Raw genomic sequence first — 20,055 nt, forward strand, 5'->3', positions numbered from 1 at the left:
GACAATGTAAACAAAAGGAGGAAATTTTCCATGACAAAAACAGTTATTATTGGTGCAAACCACGCGGGGATTGCTGCTGCCAATACACTATTAGATAACTACAAAGACCAAGAGGTCGTAATGATCGACCGTAATACAAACTTAAGCTACCTAGGTTGTGGGACTGCTTTATGGGTTGGACGTCAAATCGATTCATACGAAGGCTTGTTCTATACAAAACGTGAAGATTTTGAAGCAAAAGGTGCAAAAATCCATATGGAAACAGTGGTTGACCATATCGATTTTGAGAAAAAAGAAGTGCACGCTGTAACCAATGACGGTGAAACGATCGTTGAATCTTATGATAAAGTTGTCATCGCAACTGGTTCGGTACCGATTTCACCAAAAGTACCTGGACGTGACTTGAAAAACATCCATTTCTTGAAAAAATTCCAAGACGGACAAACGGTTGATAAAGAGTTAGCATCAGAAGACGTGAAAAACGTTGCCGTTATCGGTGCTGGTTACATCGGTGTTGAAATTGCTGAAGCAGCAAAACGCCGTGGCAAAAATGTGTTGCTTTTTGATGCAGCGACACGGGCATTGCCAAACTACTATGACAAATGGTTTACAGAAGATATGGACAAAAACTTAGCTGACAATGGCATTGAATTGCATTTCGGTGAATTAGCACGTGAATACAAAGGAACAGAGAAAGTAGAAGCAGTTGTAACAGACAACGGCGAATACCCAGTTGATCTCGTGATCAACGCGATCGGTTTCTTACCAAACAACGAGCTAGGCAAAGATCATTTGGAATTGTTTGCTAACGGTGCGTACTTAGTGGACCGCCATCAACGGACAAGCGATGCAGATGTTTACGCAGTCGGTGACTGTGCAACGGTGTATTCAAATGCTTTGCAACAAACAACGTATATCGCATTAGCAACGAATGCCGTACGTTCAGGGATCGTCGCTGCCCATAATATCGGCGGAACGTCTCTAGAATCAACAGGTGTTCAAGGATCAAACGGGATTTCGATCTTCGGCTACAACATGGTTTCAACTGGCTTGTCAGTCGAAGCTGCCGAACGTAATGGCATGAAAGTGAAATACTCTGATTACGAAGATACCCAAAAACCAGGCTTCATGAAAGAAAATGCGACAGTTAAGATCCGCATCGTCTATGAAGAAGAAACACGCCGCATCGTTGGTGCACAAATGGCGTCACGTACATCTGAAATCGCAATGGGCATCCACATGTTCTCACTAGCGATCGAAGAAGGCGTAACGATCGACAAGATGAAGCTATTAGATATCTTCTTCTTGCCTCACTTCAACCAACCATACAACTACATCACGATGGCTGCATTGAAAGCAGAATAAGAAACACGAAAGTCGGAGCGTATGCTCCGGCTTTTTTTTGAAACAATCATGAAAACTGTTGACAATAAGAGAAAAAAACAGTATACTATAAAAGTTGAGAAATAAAAGCAGAAGCACCCGCTTCTCGCCTGAGTGAAGATATCGCTGGGCAGAATAGGATTCCTACCATTTATTTGTGTGGAGTACGTGCGGGTTCGTGAAGAACTCGTTTTTTTATTGTCTGATTTCGAATCGACAAGCTTTTCTTTCTCTCAAAAAACTCGGAGGTGAATGACCATAGCAAAGGATATGATGGTAAACGACGGCATTCGTGCACGTGAATTGCGTTTGATTGATCAAAACGGCGAACAACTTGGTGTAAAGAGTAAAGCTGAAGCATTGCAAATTGCAGAACGAGCAAACCTTGATGTGGTATTGGTGGCACCAAATGCTAAGCCGCCAGTAGCAAGAATTATGGATTACGGGAAATTCCGCTTTGAGCAACAGAAAAAAGACCGTGAAGCTCGTAAGAAACAAAAAGTAATCAACATTAAAGAGGTTCGTTTAAGTCCAACGATCGACGTCAATGATTTCAACACAAAATTGCGTAATGCACGTAAATTCCTTGAAAAAGGGGACAAAGTGAAAGCTTCGATCCGTTTCAAAGGCCGTGCCATTACCCATAAAGAAATTGGTCAGAAAGTGTTAGATCGTTTGGCGGAAGAAACTGCTGATTTGGCAACTGTTGAGCAAAAGCCAAAAATGGATGGCCGCAGTATGTTCTTAGTATTAGCACCAAAAAACGATAAATAATGACTCACTGAGTTTCAGTTTAAAGTCAGATAACGAAAGATTTTGAGGAGGAAATTAGTTATGCCAAAACAAAAAACACACCGCGGATTAGCAAAACGCGTAAAACGCACTGGCGGCGGCGGATTGAAACGCTTCCGTGCCTTTACCAGTCACCGTTTCCACGGCAAAACAAAAAAACAACGTCGTCAATTGCGTAAAGCTTCAATGGTTTCAGCTGGCGATTACAAACGTATCCGTCAACAACTAGCACGCATGAAATAAGTGCGTAACCCAAGCTTCACGTATACAAACAATTATCGATTTTCATATTAGGAGGAATTATACATGGCACGTGTTAAAGGTGGAACAGTAACTCGTAAACGTCGTAAAAAAGTGCTTAAATTAGCAAAAGGTTACTACGGTTCTAAACACACTCTATTTAAAACAGCAAAAGAACAAGTAATGAATTCATACAACTACGCATACCGCGATCGTCGTCAAAAGAAACGCGACTTCCGCAAATTGTGGATCGCTCGTATCAACGCAGCGGCTCGTATGAATGGCTTAAGCTACTCAAAATTGATGCACGGCTTGAAATTAGCTGAAATCGACATCAACCGCAAAATGTTAGCTGACTTGGCTGTAAACGATGCAGCAGCATTTACTGCATTAGCTGACCAAGCAAAAGACGCTTTAAACAAATAATCAATCGTTGGCAACAACGTTAGCCCCGCTCTTTGAGCGGGGTTTTTTTGTTTTTTCTCGATGACCGAAGAATGGTTTCTCACTATCTTTCATATGTTTCTTTCCATTAAGCGAAAAATAGATTATACTTTTGAAAGCGTTTGTTTTATTTACCTTACGATTTTTCCACGAACACTGCAGCAAAAGGAGCATACGATGGCAATTGATTTATGGCGGCATTTTAAAAAAGGATTGACGGTATATGTTGGGATTGGAATTGCGGTCTCATTTTTGAGTGCCGCGAATGTTTTTTATTTTCAAAAACTACTCGATTCATTTGGCAAGACACTTGATTGGCCAGTTGTTTTTATCTATGGGTTAACGCTAGTACTGGTACCACTTTTGTCCTATCTCGAGCAGAAACCAAAAACAACATTGTACAACAGCATGTATTTCTATCTCAAAGAACAAGCTTTAGTAAAAATCAGCAAGATTGCCTATTCCGAATACTTACAGATCGGCTCTGGAGCACTCTTACAGAAAACCGAAGCGGGAGCAACGGCAGGCAGAAATATCCATTTGAATTTTTACGGACGCTTGTTTAAAGAATTGCTTCCCGAAACACTGTTTAACTTAGCTTTTATTGCTATGATCGATAAAAGATTGATTCCAGCGATCCTTATAGGCTATCTAGTGGTGTTTATCGTGACCAATCTGCTTTTGAAAGTTTTACGCTCTCTTAAAGAACGTGCGCTAGTTTCAGAAGAAACCATGAATAGCACCTTTATTCGCGGACTAACGGAAATGGTCACGTTTCGGATCAATAAACGGTTTGAAAAAGAGATCGCACAATATAAAAACATGTCTGCTGACACAACAGAACGTTTGACAAAAATGACGATGATCCATGAGTTTTTCTTTGGTTTTTTTGCAGTTTTAGTCGCATTGATCAAAGTCGCAATTGTGGTACTGGCATTTACAAATCAGATTACGGTCAGTTTGGGCGGTTTAGCAGCACTGATTATTTATGTGGATCGAATCTACACGCCTGTTGCAATATTTAACGTGATTTTTGTTCAATACAACTTAGATAAAGTTGCCTTTGCACGGTTAAACGAATTTTTCTATCTGCCAGAGGACAAAGCATTAACACAAGGCGATGCATTGTCTGAGACCATCAACTGCATCACAGTTAAGGATCTATCCGTCACACTTCAAGAAAAGCAAATCTTAACCAATAGCACACTGGAGCTGAAGCGGGGAGCGATTTATGGGTTAGTAGGAGAAAGCGGCGCAGGAAAATCAACGCTGGTCAAAACGATTTTAGGCTTGTATCAGCCGACGACCGGTGCGATCCTGATCAATCACAAAAATTTAGCTGCTTACAACTTAAATGATTTCTATGAGCATATCTTTTATCTATCGCAAGATGCCCCAATCTTCCAAGGAACGCTGAAAGAGAATATTATTTTTGATAAGGAAATCGCAGACGAGGAAATCATAGCGGTATTAGAAAAATGTCAATTAGGCGCATTCTATCAGGCACTCAAGGGAGGACTGTCTGCTGAAATTGGAGAAAAAGGAGCCAACCTTTCTGGTGGGGAAAAACAGCGGATCGCTTTTGCCCGATTGTTTTTCACAAACGCAGAAGTCATTGTCCTTGATGAAGCCACATCTGCTTTAGACGAAACAACAGAAGAAAAGCTTTTTGCAGCGATCAAAGACCAATTGAAAAATAAACTAGTCATTATGATCACCCATCGCCCGCAAAATTTGATTTATGCGGATGAGATCATTGAATTGAAAAAAACACAGGTTGAAGCGGCTTCATCATAAAAGCAGCTTCAACCTGTGTTTTGATCAGCGCATCAGTAAATGCGGCAGTGTACTAAGGCATGCGATGATACCGACGATCAAGGTAAAGACCACGACGATGACTGCTGTTGAAAGGAAATCTTTTTTGACGTCGCGCTTTATCCTAATGGCATCGAGGTCTTGATTTTCCATGAAGGCAACGATCTCTTTATACGTTTTGATATTTTGGGTTTTCTTGATTTTTTCGATCTTTAATGCGGCATACATGGAGACGAGCCAAAAACATAGAGGCGGGACAATCCACCAGTATCCGGGTAAATAAAGAGCAGGCCCAACAGAGAGTGCGGTCAATAGTATAAAAAGCAGCATCATTTTTGTGTAACGATCCATTTCTGTTTTCTCAATCGTTTCTTTCATTTGTTCAACATCCCCTTTGACTAATTCATCTAAAGAAACATCAAATAGAACACTGAGCAATAATAAATTGTGAACATCAGGATAGCTTTTTTCATTCTCCCAATTGGAGATCGTTTGTCGGGAGACATAGAGTTTTTCTGCCAGCCCTTCCTGAGAGAGACTTAATCGTTCCCGATGTTTTTTTATTTGTTTGCTTAAGTTCATTTTATCCGCTCCTTCTACCATTAGTTTAGGCCAATGTCTGCATTCTAACGATCAAATGTCTTTGACAATACCTTGAAATCAAGTGTCAAAATGTTTTTACAGTTGGGTTTGGGGTGTTTACATAGCGGTACAGCGTTGATTTTCTTCCGTTAACAAGCGACGGTCAACTTGGTTATTGTTTTTTTTTAGACATACCTGCTGGTTTCTAAAAAAAAGAAAAAAGATGGCGAGTCTTTGCTGATTTTAAGTGTTTGTCCTTGTCTATTATTCATTAATTTCGCAAAGATGGGAAGAGGAGAAAACAACTAAGCGTGTGAAAGATTCATTTTTCCATTAGTGATTCTTTAAAGGTACCTGTGTGTTGAAATGGAGCCATTCAGAAGACACCTCTATTTGTTGGTTCTGTTTTAGAAGAAAATCGACTGTTGGTAAGCATATCTCCCCATAAAAACGTCTGCTTTGTGCTATACTGAGGCTTTGTAAAAATAAGTTTGTACAAGCAAGCAGCAACGATTTTTTCATTGATTGCTTGCAAGAAGGAGCGAATACGCAGTGAAAAAACTAAAGGTTCAAGATTTAATTGCAGTAGGGATCTATACAGCGATCTATTTTCTTTTAATGAGCGTCTGTCTATTGATTTTGCGTTTTGTGATCCCAGGTTTTCATAATTTATTTATTCCAGCAGTCACCGCTTTGTTTTCTGGCATTATCTATCTGATTTTATTGAATAAAGTACCGAAATTTGGCGCAATCACCATTATGGGTACCGTGGTAGGGCTCTTTTTTTTGATTTCAGGACATTTTCCATTGGCCTTTTTGCCCAATATGATTTGTGCCTTAGCAGCTGATTTGATCCAATACAAAACAAAGCTCAAAGAGAACGTTCGCGTACTGGCGAGTTATATCGTCTTTAGTTTTGGCTTGATGGGTCCGATCTTACCCCTGTGGTTTATGAAAAATGCCTACATCGATTCATTAGTGGCTCGTGGAAAAGATGAAACCTACATTGCCGGCGTGTTTGCTCATACCTCCAATTTGATGTTAGGACTTTGTGCACTGGCGGTTTTGATTGGTGCGGTGGCTGGTTTAGGTATCGGCAGTCGCTTGATGGAAAAACATTTTCAACCAACGATCCAATCGCATAAAGGGTGAGGAATGTGTCGAAAACAAGGTTTGATCCCCGCAGCAAATTAGCGGTGATTCTCTTTGCTAGTTTTACTATGATGGTGACCATCAGCTGGATCGATGAGTTTGCCTTTGTCACTTTCTTACTGCTACTATTTATAGTCAGCGGCTTTTGGAAAAAAGGCTTGCTGCTCTATGGCGTGTTTGTTTTGCTGACAATGGCAGATAGTTTCTTGTTTCGCCAAGGCAACCACGCATTGATCGTGTTGCTGGATTTCTTTTCCGTCGGTTATCGCCGCTTATTACCAACGATCATGGCGGCGGCTTTTGCCATTAGCGGGACGAAAAACAGTGAGTGGATGGCTGCGCTGCAAAAAATGCACGTGCCCAACGTATTGTTAGTTCCTTTGGCAGTCTTATTTCGTTTTTTTCCCACATTGGTACAAGATTTCAAAAGTATTCGCCAAGCGATGCGCTTTCGCGGCATCTCGCTGTCGGCAGGTTCTATCTTGCTTCATCCGCTGCAAAGTGCGGAGTATTTTTTGATCCCATTACTGATGTCGGCTGAAAAGACCGCAACCGAACTGTCGGCTACGGCGCTGGTTCGCGGGCTAGCATCAGAAACTCCCCATACCACCGTCCACGAACTGAAGCTGCGCTGGTGGGATGGCTTGGTCTTTTTAGCATTATGCGGCTTTATCGTGAAAAGGATGTGGCTTGGATGATCACATTAGAACAAGTGTCAGTGAAACGAGAAAATCGAACCGTATTATCTGAGCTCTCTTTGACGGTCGCAGCTGGGGAAGTCATCGTTTTGTGCGGCGCTAGCGGCAGCGGAAAATCGACCTTGCTCAATGTTTTGAATGGCTTGATCCCTGAGCTGTATCCCGCCGAAGTGCAAGGAAAGATCCGTGTCGGAGAAACAGACTTGCCAGTTGCCGATTTCTCCCATTATGCCCAGACGATTGGCGTCGTCTTTCAAAACCCCAAGACGCAATTTTTCACCACGGATGTCTATTCGGAGTTAGCTTTTTCGATGGAAAATGCGGGCGTCGCACCAGAAAATATTCGGCAGCGAATCACCGAAGTAGCACAGCAGTTTTCCCTGACCCCGTTGCTTGATGCTAGTGTCTTTGACCTATCTGGTGGGGAGAAGCAGCTGATTGCTCTCGCTGCAGCCACGATGTTGCCCCATGATGTGTTCTTATTGGATGAGCCTTCCAGTAATTTGGATCAAGAAGCGATCCAAAAGTTGACTCAAGGATTGGCTTCTTTAAAACAACAAGGGAAAACCATTGTGATCGCCGAACACCGCTTGGCGTATTTGGCGCCACTGGCAGATCGCTTCTGTCTATTAGAAGCAGGACGATTGCGGGCGTCTTATCCAGCAGCTCAGCTTTTGTCACTGCCCGAGGAGGCAATTCACGAGTTGGGATTGCGAAAAGTAGGCGAGGCGGCATTGGAAACTCAGCACTGCCGAGAATCTTTGCCAGAAAAGACTGGATTAAGGGCAACGCATCTGCAGATCAAGCAATCGAAACGCTCAGCAAACAGCAGAAATTGGGCGCTCAACTTGCCTGAACTACAATTGCCGACGAAGCAAGCGGTGGGGATCGTTGGACCAAATGGTGCTGGCAAAAGTACGTTGGTGCAAGTCCTGTCAGGATTAAAAAAATGCCCAGAAGCAGTATTTACCATCAATGGACAAAAGCGGACCCAAAAGCAGCTGCTGCAGGAAAGCTTTCTTGTGATGCAGGATGTTAACTTGCAGCTGTTTTTTGAAACAGTGGAAAAAGAGCTGCTGATCAAAGCCCAAAACCCAGCGCGTTTTGAAGAAATTGTTTCATTGTTGCACTTAACACCACTCCTTGCCCGACATCCGCAAACCTTGTCAGGTGGGGAAAAACAACGAGTTGCCATCGGCAGTGCCCTGCTTTCTGGTAAACGCTTGTTGTTTTTCGATGAACCAACGAGTGGGTTAGATTTGCAGCAAATGGAAGAAGTCGTAAAACTGTTGCGAACAGTCGCTAAAGAAGTTGATCTGTTAGCGGTGATCAGTCATGATCGTGAGTTTTTAGCTGAAACATGTCCTTACGTGCTTCAACTCCAACAAGGGGAACTCGTTGGCACGTATCAGCTAGCAAAAAATATGGAATAAATGAAAGACGGAGTGGACCTGGGTTCATGCCGTCTTTTTTGGTTGAACATGAAAAAATCTTCATGATTTTTTTCTTTCAATCAGTTAGGAAGTTTTGAAAAAATCCGTTATGATAGAAGCAAAACAGGAGGAGGAGCGCATATGGCCTTGAAGATCTTGCTAGTAGAAGACGAAGAAAGTTTAGCCAGTTTTATTCAGACCGAATTGACTTTTGAGGGATATGACACGGTCTGGGCCAAAGATGGGCAAGAGGCATTGACCTTGTTCAATCAGCAAGCAAATGCCTTTGATCTGATTTTATTGGATTGGATGCTGCCAATCTATGACGGCATCACAGTGGCGCGGCGGATACGCAAAGAAAGCGACATCCCGATTTTGATGATGACCGCCAGAAATCAAACCGCCGATGTGGTGACGGGGCTGGATGTCGGATTAGATGATTATTTAACGAAACCTTTTGAAATCGAAGAACTGTTTGCCAGAATTCGGGTGATCGAGCGGCGGTTGCAACGAGAAGCCAAACAACAAAAGAACCAGCAAAACCAATTAGTGGCGGGGGAGCTGATGATGGACATCGCCAAGCACTTGGTTCAGGTTGCCGGTGAAACCATTGAGTTGACGCCCAAAGAGTTTGGGATTTTATATGAATTGATGAAAGAACCCGAGGTCGTCAAAACGAGAGATGACCTATTGAATGAGATTTGGGGCTATGAATACGACGGCCAAACGAATGTTGTAGATGTCTATATCCGCACACTGCGGAACAAGCTGGATGTTTGCGGCAAAGGCAAAATGATCGCAACCGTTCGTGGATTAGGCTATGTCTTGAGGACCGATCATGAAGAATAAGCCAGCCAACCAACGTAGAAAAACAGCCCAATTTCAATTGACGAGCCGCTTTTCCTTGATTCTCTTTGGTCTGCTGATTCTCTTCAATCTGCTGTTTATTTTATTATCCGTAGGTTATTTGTTTGAACATATCGAAAATCGTGCCAGCAACATCCTTGAAGCCATCGAAAAAGGTGAGGCATCAGGGGATGCCTGGGACTTTCTCGTCAATGCCTATGTCTCGGCAGATGAAGAAGACGCCCTGCAAGTGATCTTAGCCGATGGCAGTGTCGTTTCATCAGAAGATGCGGAAGAGATTTTTGCCGATATCAATCAAGGGCGAGTGATTCCTTTTCTCGAAGACATCGTTTTTACAGAGGAGGGCATCTATTACACGAAAACCCAAGAAGTCGATGGGGATCAGGTGACGATCGCTATCAATGGGGAGGATAGTGTGGAATTAGCCTATGGACTCTTTATGATCAGCAGTTTCTTGAATCTGATCGCTGTTGTCGTGGGCAGTCTGCTGATTTATTGGAGTGTCGGGAAATGGAGTCAGAAGCTTACGGGTATGGCGCAAGAAATTGCTGCGATTGAACAAAGTCGAACAGGAGAACTGACGGTTTCTGAAGAGCCCATCGAGATTCGTTCAGTGGCATTGGCCTTTAATAAATTATTGAAAGAACAGCGAGAGACGATCGAACGGGAAAAACGGTTCGTTGCCGATGCTTCCCATGAGCTGCGAACACCTTTAGCTGCGATTCGCGGACATGTCCAATTGATCCAGCGGCGTGGAACCAAACATCCCGAAGTCATTCCTTCCTCAATGGCGTTTATCGACAAAGAGTCGAAGCGTTTGGAAACATTGAGCAATCAATTGTTGGACCTAGAAAAAAATCAATCCCAAGATGAAATGACCCTCGTTGATATTTCCCAGATCGTCCGAGAAGAGTGTGAAAAACAAGCGACGATCGTTCCGCAATCGATTGAATATTTTGTGGAGAACCAATGTATGAAACGTGGGCATAAACGTGACTTCCAGCAAATCATCCAAAACCTGTTAGAAAATGCCGCGAAGTATTCACCTGCCGATCAGCCGATTCATGTGACCTTGACGCAAGAGCAGACACAGATGTCTTTGACCGTCGCCGATTTTGGCATTGGGATTCCCGATGATAAGAAAACCTTGATTTTCGAACGGTTCTATCGAGTAGAAGATTCTCGTTCCAGTCAGATTGCTGGTTCAGGCATCGGGCTTTCATTGGTAAAACAGCTGGCAGACAAGTATCATGCCAAAATTACCGTGACAGACAATCAACCGCAAGGCAGTATCTTTAAACTTGCCTTTCCAAATGAAAGAGAAAGATGAAGATTTTTTTAGATTTTCTTCAAGCATTTTTGATTCTTTTTCATGAGGAACTTGTTATTCTAAATATATAGAAAAAAGGAATACACAAACAATTGGAGGAATGAAACATGAAAAAAACAACTATTTTATTCGGAATTGCCGCATTAGGATTATTGGCAGGATGTACACAAAACAACACGGGAAATTCAGAACCTGTGCAAAACAGCAGCTCAAGCACAACAGTTGCCTCATCGAGTGAAACAACGTCGTCACAAGCAACAGACAGCTCTTCAAGCAGTGCAGCGATCGCCAATGGCGGCTTACCTACGGTGACCGTAGAAGAAGCGATCCAAATATTCCAAGACAAATACCCAGATGCAGCGATCACTTCGATTGATTTGGATACTTCTTTTGGCAATTACTTCTACCAAGTAGAAGGCGTGGATGACACGAATGAGTTTGAATTAAAGATCGATGCAGAAACCAAAGAAACTTCTGAAGAAAGAACGGAAAAATTGGATGCCGATGAACAAAACGGTGTCAAAAAAGATGCCGATCAATTGGACCTAACCAACTTGCTTTCATTGGAAGAAATTTCTGATATCGCCGTGAAAGAAGCTGGCGGTGGTCAAGCAACAGATTGGTCATTAGACAAAGAAATGAATGTAACCTATTGGGAAGTCAAGGTAGAAGATGGCAACAAACAAACAGATGTGAAAATCAATGCCCAAACAGGTGAAGTACTAGAAACCGAATTGGATGACTAATCCTGTTTTGCAGTAAAAAAGATAAGCCGCTATCGTCTATGCGCAAAAGACGATAACGGCTTATTTCTTTACGTATGCTGTTTGACTTCAGTTAACGGTTTGACGCGACCACCAATTTTATCTGCAAATGCTTCGGACTGCTTCCGATCTTCAAAGACCCATAACTTGTCTGGAATTTTTTCACGAGTGCGACGACCATCTTTGCCAATGTAACCATGCAAAACTTTAATCACGTACATCGCCATCATCCTTCCCTGAAATTACTTTTGATTATACGAAAGCCGTTTCAAAAAGCAAGGATTTTGACTTAAATGAGTGATCAGAATTGATTATTCCCCTGACAGGGCAGCATAATCAGCAAATCGTTGATGGATTTCAGGAAAACTACGCTTCAGATGCACGATGCGATTGGTCTCTTTTGCTAAAAAACAATGCTTTGAAGTCCCCGTCGTTGCCAACTGACCATCACTAGTTTTGTAGATCTCATAGCGAAAATCCAAACGCGTGCCAGTATATTTGTCGACCAAAACATCGATTCGCACCTCATCTTCGTAGCGAATCATCGTTTTGTATTGCGCACTGACTTCCAGCACGGGAACGATCAAGCCCGCTTCTTCGATGGTATGATATGGTAAATCCAAAAACGCGAGTAATTCCACGCGGGCTTCTTCAAACCAGCGGATATAATTGGCGTGATGGATGATCGCCATTTGATCGGTCTCATAGTAGTGTGGTTGACGGATATAGCCTGAATATAAAGACATAAAAACAGCTCCTTTCATAGAAACAAAACCTTCGTTATTCAGCATAACGCAAAAAGGAAGAAAAGCAAACAGAAGGAGAGCTTCTTTGCGTTGGCCACTAGAGAAAATGCTACTAGAGATCAGCGGAGTGAAAAAGACAGTGAAACACCTTGACTTTTTCATAGCTTTCTTGTAGTTTATAGATAATATCAAAAATCAGTGAAGGATCGAGTACTTTATTCTACTCCTTAAAAGAGAAAACTGCCCCGGCTGAAAGCAGTTTAGGACGTGTAAAGGAAAGACAATCTGGAGATGAACAGAAGAAAAGCTGTTCCGTGACCGAGCGTTAATCGAGCGAAGGAGAAGAACATTTCTCGAATTTAGGTGGTACCGCGTGTAATCAAAACTCGCCCTTGTATAAAAAAACAAGGGCGAGTTTTTTGCTGTGAATCACTGCGACTGGTCCGCAAAGCGGAACAGAGCAGATGATGAACAGTACTAGGCGAGTGTAGGGAGCGTAGTAACCGAACTAGGAATCACTATGATTGGCTTGCGGAGCAAGACAGAATAGATGATGAAGAGTACTAGGCGACCGTAGGGAGCGTAATAACCAAACTAGGAATCACTGGGATTGGCTTGCGGAGCAAGACAGAATAGATGATGAACAGTACTAGGCGACGTAGGGAGCGTAGTAACCGAACTAGGAATCACTATGACTGGCGTAAGAAGTGAGACATGAAAGCTGTACTTGGCATTTTTTGCTTCGTTCAATTGCAGTCGAAGCCAACGAAATGATGACCAGCAACCAACGGCAAAGAGCGCAATAACCCAAAAGTCAAACACGAGAACAACCCACCCACATCAATGAGCAACAAGCAATAGGTGAATAAGCAAACAAGCAATGAAAGCAAAGAACATGGGCAACCATGAAACAAATAGGAGGATGCATACGATGAGTTACCAACGTCCAAAAGGAACCAACGATATTTTGCCAGGAGAATCCGAAAAATGGCAATTTGTGGAAGAAACAGCACGCTTAGTGTTTCGCGATTATCAATTCAACGAAATTCGGACACCGATTTTTGAGCACTTTGAAGTGATCGCCCGCAGTGTCGGGGACACAACGGATATCGTTTCAAAAGAAATGTATGATTTCTACGATAAAGGAGAGCGTCATGTGACGTTGCGTCCAGAAGGCACCGCACCGATCGCTCGTTCTTATGTCGAAAACAAACTATTCGGACCAGAACATACGAAGCCTTATAAAGTGTTTTACATGGGACCAATGTTCCGTTATGAACGTCCGCAAAAAGGCCGTTTGCGTCAATTCCACCAAATCGGTGTCGAAGTTTTCGGTTCAGCAAATCCAGCGACCGATGTTGAGACAATGGCGATGGCAATGGATTTTTATCGTCAATTAGGACTGAGTCAATTGCGCTTGGTCATCAATTCATTAGGCGACAAAGAAACACGCCAAAACTATCGGCAAGCGTTGATCGATTATCTAGCGCCCCATGAAGCGGAGCTTAGTGAGGATTCAAAACGCCGCTTGCATGAAAATCCTTTGCGGGTCCTTGACAGTAAAGATAAGCGTGACCAAAAATTCGTGGCGGATGCACCATCGATCCTAGACTACTTAACACCAGATGCCAAGGCACATTTTGAAACCGTAACGAGTATGCTGGATGCGTTGGAGATCCCTTATGAGATCGATTCAAATATGGTGCGCGGTCTGGATTATTATACTCACACGATTTTTGAGATCATGAGTGAGGCACCAAAAATGGGGGCGCAAGCCACCATCTGTGCCGGCGGTCGTTACAATCATTTAGTGGAAGAGCTAGGCGGACCAGAAACACCTGGTTTTGGTTTTGCTTTGGGGATCGAACGTTTATTGATCACTATGGAAGCTGAAGAAGTTGTGATTCCTGCTTTGAATGAGTTAGATGCGTATGTGGTTGGTTTGGGACAAGAAACCAATTTAGAAGCGCTGAAAGTCGTGCAAGCGATTCGTAATTTCGGTTTTTCTGCCGATCGTGATTTCATGGATCGTAAAGCCAAAGCCCAGTTCAAATCTGCTGATAAGCAAGGGGCACGGTTGGTTCTGACTCTAGGCGAAACAGAATTAGCAGAACAAGTGATCAATATCAAATCCATGGCAAGCCGTGAAGAAAAACAATTTCCGTTAGCGGATCTTTATGCCCGCTTCGATGAGATCTACGATGAAATGACAACCAAAATGTTTGAGTGAGGAGAAAAAGAATGACAAAACGTACAGTATATTGCGGGTTAGTAAATGAGACCCATTTAAACCAGACAGTGACTCTAAAAGGCTGGGTGCAAAAGCGCCGTGACTTAGGGGGCGTGATCTTTATTGACTTGCGCGACCGAGAAGGGATCGTGCAAATCGTCTTCAATCCTGAGGTTTCGAAAGAAGCCTGGGAAATCGCGGACAAATGCCGCAGTGAATATGTGTTAGAAGTAACAGGTCAAGTCATCAATCGTGCACCAGAAGCCATCAATCCGAAAATGGTGACAGGTGCCTATGAAGTGATGATCAGCGAAATCACGATTTTAAACACTGCAAAAACACCAGCCTTCTTGATTGAAGATGATCAAACCGTTGGCGATGAGATTCGCATGAAATACCGTTATTTAGACTTGCGTCGTCCAAAAATGACGAACAACATCGTGATGCGGGCGAAAACGACGCAAGCGATCCGCAATTTCTTAGATACGAACGACTTCTTGGATATCGAAACACCTTATCTAGGAAAATCAACACCAGAGGGTGCGCGGGATTATTTGGTTCCTTCACGGATCTATCCAGGTCATTTCTATGCGTTGCCGCAATCACCACAAATTTTTAAACAGTTATTGATGGGTGCTGGCTTCGATCGCTACTATCAAATCGTACGTTGCTTCCGTGACGAAGATTTGCGGGGCGACCGTCAACCAGAATTTACCCAAGTCGATATCGAAACCTCTTTCTTGACGGCAGAAGAAATCCAAACCTATACGGAAGAGCTGTTGGCAAAAGTGATGCGAGAAGTCAAAGGCATCGAAGTTACCTTGCCATTCCCACGGATGACCTATGATGAGGCAATGGGACGCTACGGCAGTGACAAACCAGATACACGGTTTGACATGGAGCTTATCGACTTATCAGAAGTTGTGAAAGACGTTGATTTTAAAGTCTTCCAAATGGCTCTTGAAAAAGGCGGCGTTGTGAAAGTCTTGAACGCCAAAGGGGCTGCAGACAAATACTCCAGAAAAGACATGGACAATCTAGGTCATTACGCTGGCCAATTTGGTGCCAAAGGATTGGCATGGGTCAAAGTTGAAGAAGATGGATTGAAAGGACCGATCGCTAAATTCTTGACGGAAGCGACCGACGCGATCATTGCAGCAGCTAATGCGGAAGTTGGCGATATTCTGATGTTTGGTGCCGATTCTTTTGCGATCGTTTCAGCAACATTGGGGGCGATCCGTAATAAATTAGGAAAAGAATTAGGCTTGATCGACGAGAGCAAATTCAACTTCCTATGGGTCACTGATTGGCCGCAATTTGAATACGATGAAGAAGCAGGCCGCTACGTTTCTGCTCACCATCCATTCACATTGCCAAAAGAAAGCGATCTGCCGTTGTTAACGACAGACCCTTCAAAAGTCTATGCGCAAGCCTACGATATCGTGCTAAACGGTTACGAGCTAGGTGGCGGATCATTGCGTATCCATACACGGGAAGTGCAAGAGCATATGTTTGAAGCGCTAGGCTTCTCACGTCGCGAGATGCAAAATCAATTTGGCTTCTTATTGGATGCTTTGGATTATGGGTTCCCACCACATGGCGGCATCGCCCTTGGGTTAGACCGGTTAGTCATGCTCTTGGCTGGTGAAGAAAACATTCGCGAAGTCATTGCTTTCCCTAAAAATGGGAAAGCAGCTGATCCAATGTCTCAAGCGCCAAGTACCGTTTCGCCAATGCAATTGTTTGACTTGAACATCGATGTAACAACGGTTGAAGAAAACGAATAAGCGTTAAACCATGATGAAATGAGTGATGAAATAGAAATTGGTGAATGAATGAAAAAAGTTCATGAGAATTCACCCATTTCTTTCATTGCTCGTTTCTTTTTTTATGAGCTGAAGTATAATAAAGGCAAATCAAAAAAGTGAGGCTATGAAATGCAATGACTCCTCTGTTTAAATGGCTCCCTCATCCAGAATACGCCAACAAACTTTCGTTTTCGATCGTCTATGCGCTGCTGGCATCGATTGCGGTCAATTTCTTCTATCAACCAGGTAATATTTATTCCAGCGGCATTACCGGTGTCGCTCAGATCATCACCACGATCTCAAGAGAAGGGCTCGGGTTTTATATCCCCTTATCCCTTGCGCTTTTATTGTTGAATGTGCCATTATTTTTCCTGGGTTGGTTTAAGATCGGCCACAAGTTTACGATTTTTACTGGAATTACTGTTTTACTCACCTCCTTATTCGTGCAAATTTTACCCGAAGAAACCGTTACGACGGACCCGATGATCTGTGCGATTTTCGGTGGTGCCATCAATGGAGTGGGGATCGGCTATGCCTTGAAGAATGGTCTTTCTTCTGGAGGGCTGGATTTTGTCAGCATTGCCATCCGCAAACGGACAGGGAAGACGATCGGCTCAATATCGATTTTCTTTAACATTGTTATTTTGTTCGCCGCAGGGATCTTGTTTGGCTGGCAATATGCGTTGTATAGTGCGATCGCGATTTTTGTCAGTGGAAAAGTGACGGATGCGGTCTTTACGAAGCAAAAGAAAATGCAGGTGACGATCATCACCCGCAACCCAGAAGAAGTCATTCAAACGATCCAAAAACATATGCGGCGAGGGATTACCATCATCAATGAAGCCGAAGGGGCGTACAAGCATGACAAACAAACGGTTTTGCTGACGGTAGTGACACGCTTTGAACTGCCGATGCTGCGCAGTGCCATGAAAGAAGCTGATCCAAAAGCCTTTGTCAGTATTGCAGAAAATGTCCAGATTTTGGGTCGCTTTTATGAAGAAGAACTGTGAAAAAGGAGTTGAAAAAAGTATTTCTTTATAGAAGTACTTTTTTTTCGCCAAAAATTAATTTTTTTGAAATATAGCAGATGTTGCTAGCTTTATATGGGGGATTTCTGGTAAATTATGAGAGTATGGAATCAATAGCGTTCATGCTGAAATTGTTTTTTTATGAAACAATTGGATCAATTAGAGAAAAGTGGTTGAAAAATGAATAAACGTTTAAGCACAAGCCGCTATATTACCGGGTTTGACGGCATTCGAACCTTGGCAGTCATCGGCGTTATTTTATATCATTTACTACCTACTCATATGCGAGGCGGGTATTTAGGAGTTCCAGTATTCTTTGTCGTATCAGGTTATTTAATCACTGACTTGCTGAGGCAAGAGTGGGATCAAAACGGCAAAATCAAAGTCAAAGATTTTTATGTTCGGCGGATGAAACGGCTCTATCCAGGAATGGTGGTGATGCTGCTTATCTCAGCAGCGTATATCACTTTGTTCCAGCGAAACCTGCTGAATAATTTGCGCGGGGTTTTTGTTAGCTCGCTGCTGTATTACAACAACTGGTGGCAGATCAATCATGGGTTATCCTATTTTGATCGGTTCGGCAATGAATCCCCCTTTACCCATCTGTGGTCACTGGCTGTGGAGGGACAGAACTATCTGATTTGGCCTTTAGTGTTTATTTTGTTGATGAAAATCGGCAAGCAGAGGCATCGCGCCTTTAAATTTACTGCCGCAGTCACGATTTTATCGGCAGTTCTGTTAGCGGTCCTTTACACACCAGGCGCCGATCCGACACGGGTCTATTATGGAACAGATACGCGACTCTTTTCGATCTGGATGGGGAGTGCCTTAGCATTCATTTGGCCAAGTACCCACTTGAAGAAAGAGATACCGCAAAAAGCCAAACGGGTCTTAAATATCTCTGGTTTTGCTTCCTTGGCTGGTCTGATCGCAGCGTTCTTTTTCTTAGATGATCATTTGACCTTTGTCTATTATGGCGGCATGTTCTTGATCAGTATCCTATGCACGATTCTTGTGGCAGTCACCGCTCATCCCGGAGCCAGTTTGAATCGGGTATTGAGTAATCCGATTTTCAGTTATATCGGCAAGCGCAGTTATGGGATCTATTTGTATCAATTTCCAGTGATGATATTTTACGAAGCAAAAGTGGGAAATATCGGTGAGAACGTGCTGATGCACACGTTAGTGGAACTATTCTTGATCTTGTTTATCAGTGAATTGTCCTATCGGTTTATCGAAAACCCAATGCGTAAATTCCAGTACAAAGATACATTCAGAACGGTCCGCGGTTGGTTCAGTAAACCAATTTTTAGTTGGAAAAAACCGTGGTTAGTGCCCAGCTTACTCATTACCCTCGTTGCTTTGTTTGGCGTCGTGACTGCACCGACGAATTATGTCGATGCCCAACAGCAGCAGTTGAAAGACAACATTGCGGCCAATAAAAAAGCGGCTGAGCAATCGCAAAAGAATGCGAATGCTGAAGGCAATGAAGCAGACGATGAGGCGAACACGAGTGAAGATGAAAAAAATATCATGGAAAAATATGATCTAACAGCAGCCCAAGTGAAAAAAGCGGAATCTCTTGAAATCACGGCTTTTGGTGATTCTGTGATGCTGGATGCAACGGCTGACTTGAAAGAAGTCTTTACCCAAGCGGTAGTTGATGGGGATGTTGGGCGCCAGCTGTATGCGAGCCCTGAATTGATCAAAGACTTGAAAGAAAAAAATCTTTTGCGGGATACCGTCCTTGTGGGGCTTGGAACGAATGGTTCCTTTACAGAAGCCCAATTTGATAGCTTTATGAATGAGATCGGTGATCGCAAAGTCTACTGGATCAATGTGCGGGTGCCGACACAGCGTTGGCAAAATGAAGTCAATCGGATGTTGGAGCGCATGGCGGAAAAATACGACAATATGACCTTGATCGATTGGTATGATTTGAGTAATGACCAAGAGTCATGGTTCTATGAAGATCGGGTCCATCCAAATCCAGATGGCATGGATCAATACGTGAAGCTAGTTGCCCAAACGATTTTACAAGAGGAATAAGCAAGAAAAAGACAAACCTTACGCAATCATAAGGTTTGTCTTTTGTCTTAAACGGTGCTTTGAAAGAGCATCGTTTTTTAATCTTTTTCTATCACCGTTAACAGTGAGTCAAACAAAATCGCACTAGAAGCTGATCCGGGATCGATATGACCGATGGCACGTTCACCAACATAAGAGGCACGGCCTTTTTTAGCAACAAGTTCTTTGGTATGTTCTTTCGCTGCTTCGATCGTGTCCTTGGTCAAATCCCCTTTTTTCAAGGCTTCTGCGACAGGTTGCCAGACATCGACCATCGTTTTGTCTTCAAACTCAGCTTTTCCCCGCATTTTGATGCCGGTCAAGCCTTCTTCAACGATCGTACCTAATTGTTCAAAGGAGTCGATTGTTTCTAGTTCCTTCGTTGCTTTGGTCATATTCATAAACGCCGAACCATAAAGGGGACCCGAAGCGCCGCCGACTTTTGAGATCATTGCCATTGAGAAGACTTTAAAGGTATCACTGATCGTCGTTGGCTGTTGTTTGGCATAGGCTTCTTGATAAGCAGCTACGCCGCGTGCCATATTGTTGCCATGGTCCCCGTCGCCGATCGGTGTATCTAAATCGCTTAAATAGGCCTTGTTTGCTTCGATTTCTTTCGTGAAGGTATCTAACCATGCTTGCACCGTTTCTGTTGTCAATTGCATCTCTATTCGCT

General features: G+C 43.2%; 19 protein-coding genes and 2 other annotated features. Of the genes, 15 read left to right on the plus strand and 4 right to left on the minus strand.

Translation table 11 applies throughout. The annotated features are described in order from the left end of the window. The first annotated feature begins 30 nt into the window (after positions 1–30). From nox to A5883_RS01410, 5 genes are all read left to right on the plus strand, one after another. Positions 31–1,365, plus strand: a complete 1,335-nt coding sequence (gene nox / locus A5883_RS01390; RefSeq protein WP_005228102.1) for a H2O-forming NADH oxidase — start codon at positions 31–33, stop codon at positions 1,363–1,365. 99 nt (positions 1,366–1,464) lie between these two features. After that, positions 1,465–1,588, plus strand: a sequence feature (ribosomal protein L20 leader region). 47 nt (positions 1,589–1,635) lie between these two features. Further along, positions 1,636–2,157: a translation initiation factor IF-3 gene (gene infC / locus A5883_RS01395; protein ID WP_005228103.1), complete on the plus strand. Its 522-nt coding sequence runs from the start codon at positions 1,636–1,638 to the stop codon at positions 2,155–2,157. 60 nt (positions 2,158–2,217) lie between these two features. Further along, on the plus strand, positions 2,218–2,418 hold the full coding sequence (gene rpmI / locus A5883_RS01400; protein ID WP_003128650.1) for a 50S ribosomal protein L35: 201 nt from the start codon (positions 2,218–2,220) through the stop codon (positions 2,416–2,418). A gap of 63 nt (positions 2,419–2,481) precedes the next feature. After that, on the plus strand, positions 2,482–2,841 hold the full coding sequence (rplT, locus tag A5883_RS01405) for a 50S ribosomal protein L20 (RefSeq protein WP_010749133.1): 360 nt from the start codon (positions 2,482–2,484) through the stop codon (positions 2,839–2,841). Positions 2,842–3,036: 195 nt separating this feature from the next. Next, positions 3,037–4,656: an ABC transporter ATP-binding protein gene (locus tag A5883_RS01410; RefSeq protein ID WP_086337862.1), complete on the plus strand. Its 1,620-nt coding sequence runs from the start codon at positions 3,037–3,039 to the stop codon at positions 4,654–4,656. Between the two features lie 24 nt (positions 4,657–4,680). Here the strand turns inward: A5883_RS01410 and A5883_RS01415 are convergent, their stop codons facing one another. Further along, the gene (locus tag A5883_RS01415; protein ID WP_086337863.1) at positions 4,681–5,256 is read right to left on the minus strand and encodes a helix-turn-helix transcriptional regulator; all 576 of its coding nucleotides are present in this window, start codon (positions 5,254–5,256) and stop codon (positions 4,681–4,683) included. Between the two features lie 552 nt (positions 5,257–5,808). Between A5883_RS01415 and A5883_RS01425 the strand changes: the two genes are divergently transcribed. The 6 genes from A5883_RS01425 (at position 5,809) to A5883_RS01450 (ending at position 11,482) form a co-directional block, all read left to right on the plus strand. Further along, a complete protein-coding gene (locus A5883_RS01425) occupies positions 5,809–6,408 on the plus strand; it encodes an MptD family putative ECF transporter S component (RefSeq protein WP_016609843.1) in 600 nt (199 codons plus the stop codon). Next, positions 6,405–7,106 carry an energy-coupling factor transporter transmembrane component T gene (locus A5883_RS01430; protein ID WP_086337864.1) on the plus strand — a complete coding sequence of 234 codons (702 nt, stop codon included), beginning with the start codon at positions 6,405–6,407 and terminating at the stop codon, positions 7,104–7,106. The genes A5883_RS01425 and A5883_RS01430 overlap by 4 nt, the downstream gene beginning before the upstream one ends. Beyond that, the gene (locus A5883_RS01435) at positions 7,103–8,539 is read left to right on the plus strand and encodes an ABC transporter ATP-binding protein (protein ID WP_086337865.1); all 1,437 of its coding nucleotides are present in this window, start codon (positions 7,103–7,105) and stop codon (positions 8,537–8,539) included. Before A5883_RS01430 ends, A5883_RS01435 begins: the two co-directional genes overlap by 4 nt. A gap of 141 nt (positions 8,540–8,680) precedes the next feature. Beyond that, positions 8,681–9,388, plus strand: a complete 708-nt coding sequence (locus A5883_RS01440) for a response regulator transcription factor (RefSeq protein ID WP_008379528.1) — start codon at positions 8,681–8,683, stop codon at positions 9,386–9,388. After that, complete coding sequence (locus tag A5883_RS01445) at positions 9,378–10,736, plus strand: sensor histidine kinase (protein WP_086337866.1); 1,359 nt, start codon at positions 9,378–9,380, stop codon at positions 10,734–10,736. The genes A5883_RS01440 and A5883_RS01445 overlap by 11 nt, the downstream gene beginning before the upstream one ends. Positions 10,737–10,843: 107 nt before the next feature. Continuing rightward, on the plus strand, positions 10,844–11,482 hold the full coding sequence (locus A5883_RS01450) for a PepSY domain-containing protein (protein ID WP_086337867.1): 639 nt from the start codon (positions 10,844–10,846) through the stop codon (positions 11,480–11,482). Between the two features lie 68 nt (positions 11,483–11,550). Here A5883_RS01450 and A5883_RS01455 read toward each other — a convergent pair whose 3' ends face one another. Both A5883_RS01455 and A5883_RS01460 read right to left on the minus strand, forming a co-directional pair. Beyond that, on the minus strand, positions 11,551–11,721 hold the full coding sequence (locus A5883_RS01455; protein ID WP_008379536.1) for a hypothetical protein: 171 nt from the start codon (positions 11,719–11,721) through the stop codon (positions 11,551–11,553). Positions 11,722–11,811: 90 nt separating this feature from the next. Beyond that, positions 11,812–12,246, minus strand: a complete 435-nt coding sequence (locus A5883_RS01460) for an acyl-CoA thioesterase (RefSeq protein WP_086337868.1) — start codon at positions 12,244–12,246, stop codon at positions 11,812–11,814. Between the two features lie 189 nt (positions 12,247–12,435). Then, positions 12,436–12,643 (plus strand) — a binding site (T-box leader). Between the two features lie 534 nt (positions 12,644–13,177). On the opposite strand from A5883_RS01460, the gene hisS reads away from it, so the two are divergent. The 4 genes from hisS (at position 13,178) to A5883_RS01480 (ending at position 19,361) form a co-directional block, all read left to right on the plus strand. After that, the gene (hisS, locus tag A5883_RS01465; RefSeq protein ID WP_060791494.1) at positions 13,178–14,476 is read left to right on the plus strand and encodes a histidine--tRNA ligase; all 1,299 of its coding nucleotides are present in this window, start codon (positions 13,178–13,180) and stop codon (positions 14,474–14,476) included. Positions 14,477–14,487: 11 nt separating this feature from the next. Next, positions 14,488–16,263, plus strand: coding sequence for an aspartate--tRNA ligase (gene aspS, locus A5883_RS01470; RefSeq protein WP_086337869.1), 1,776 nt, complete (start codon positions 14,488–14,490; stop codon positions 16,261–16,263). Between the two features lie 155 nt (positions 16,264–16,418). Further along, the gene (locus A5883_RS01475) at positions 16,419–17,294 is read left to right on the plus strand and encodes a YitT family protein (RefSeq protein ID WP_010750004.1); all 876 of its coding nucleotides are present in this window, start codon (positions 16,419–16,421) and stop codon (positions 17,292–17,294) included. A gap of 198 nt (positions 17,295–17,492) precedes the next feature. Next, a complete protein-coding gene (locus A5883_RS01480) occupies positions 17,493–19,361 on the plus strand; it encodes an acyltransferase family protein (protein WP_074934116.1) in 1,869 nt (622 codons plus the stop codon). A gap of 77 nt (positions 19,362–19,438) precedes the next feature. Here the strand turns inward: A5883_RS01480 and dhaL are convergent, their stop codons facing one another. Further along, entirely contained in the window at positions 19,439–20,044 is a 606-nt protein-coding gene (gene dhaL / locus A5883_RS01485; RefSeq protein WP_005228156.1) for a dihydroxyacetone kinase subunit DhaL, read from the minus strand. Positions 20,045–20,055: the final 11 nt, after the last annotated feature.

The organism is Enterococcus sp. 5B3_DIV0040 (assembly GCF_002140755.1).
In the GTDB taxonomy this organism is placed as follows: Bacteria; Bacillota; Bacilli; order Lactobacillales; family Enterococcaceae; genus Enterococcus_D; species Enterococcus_D casseliflavus.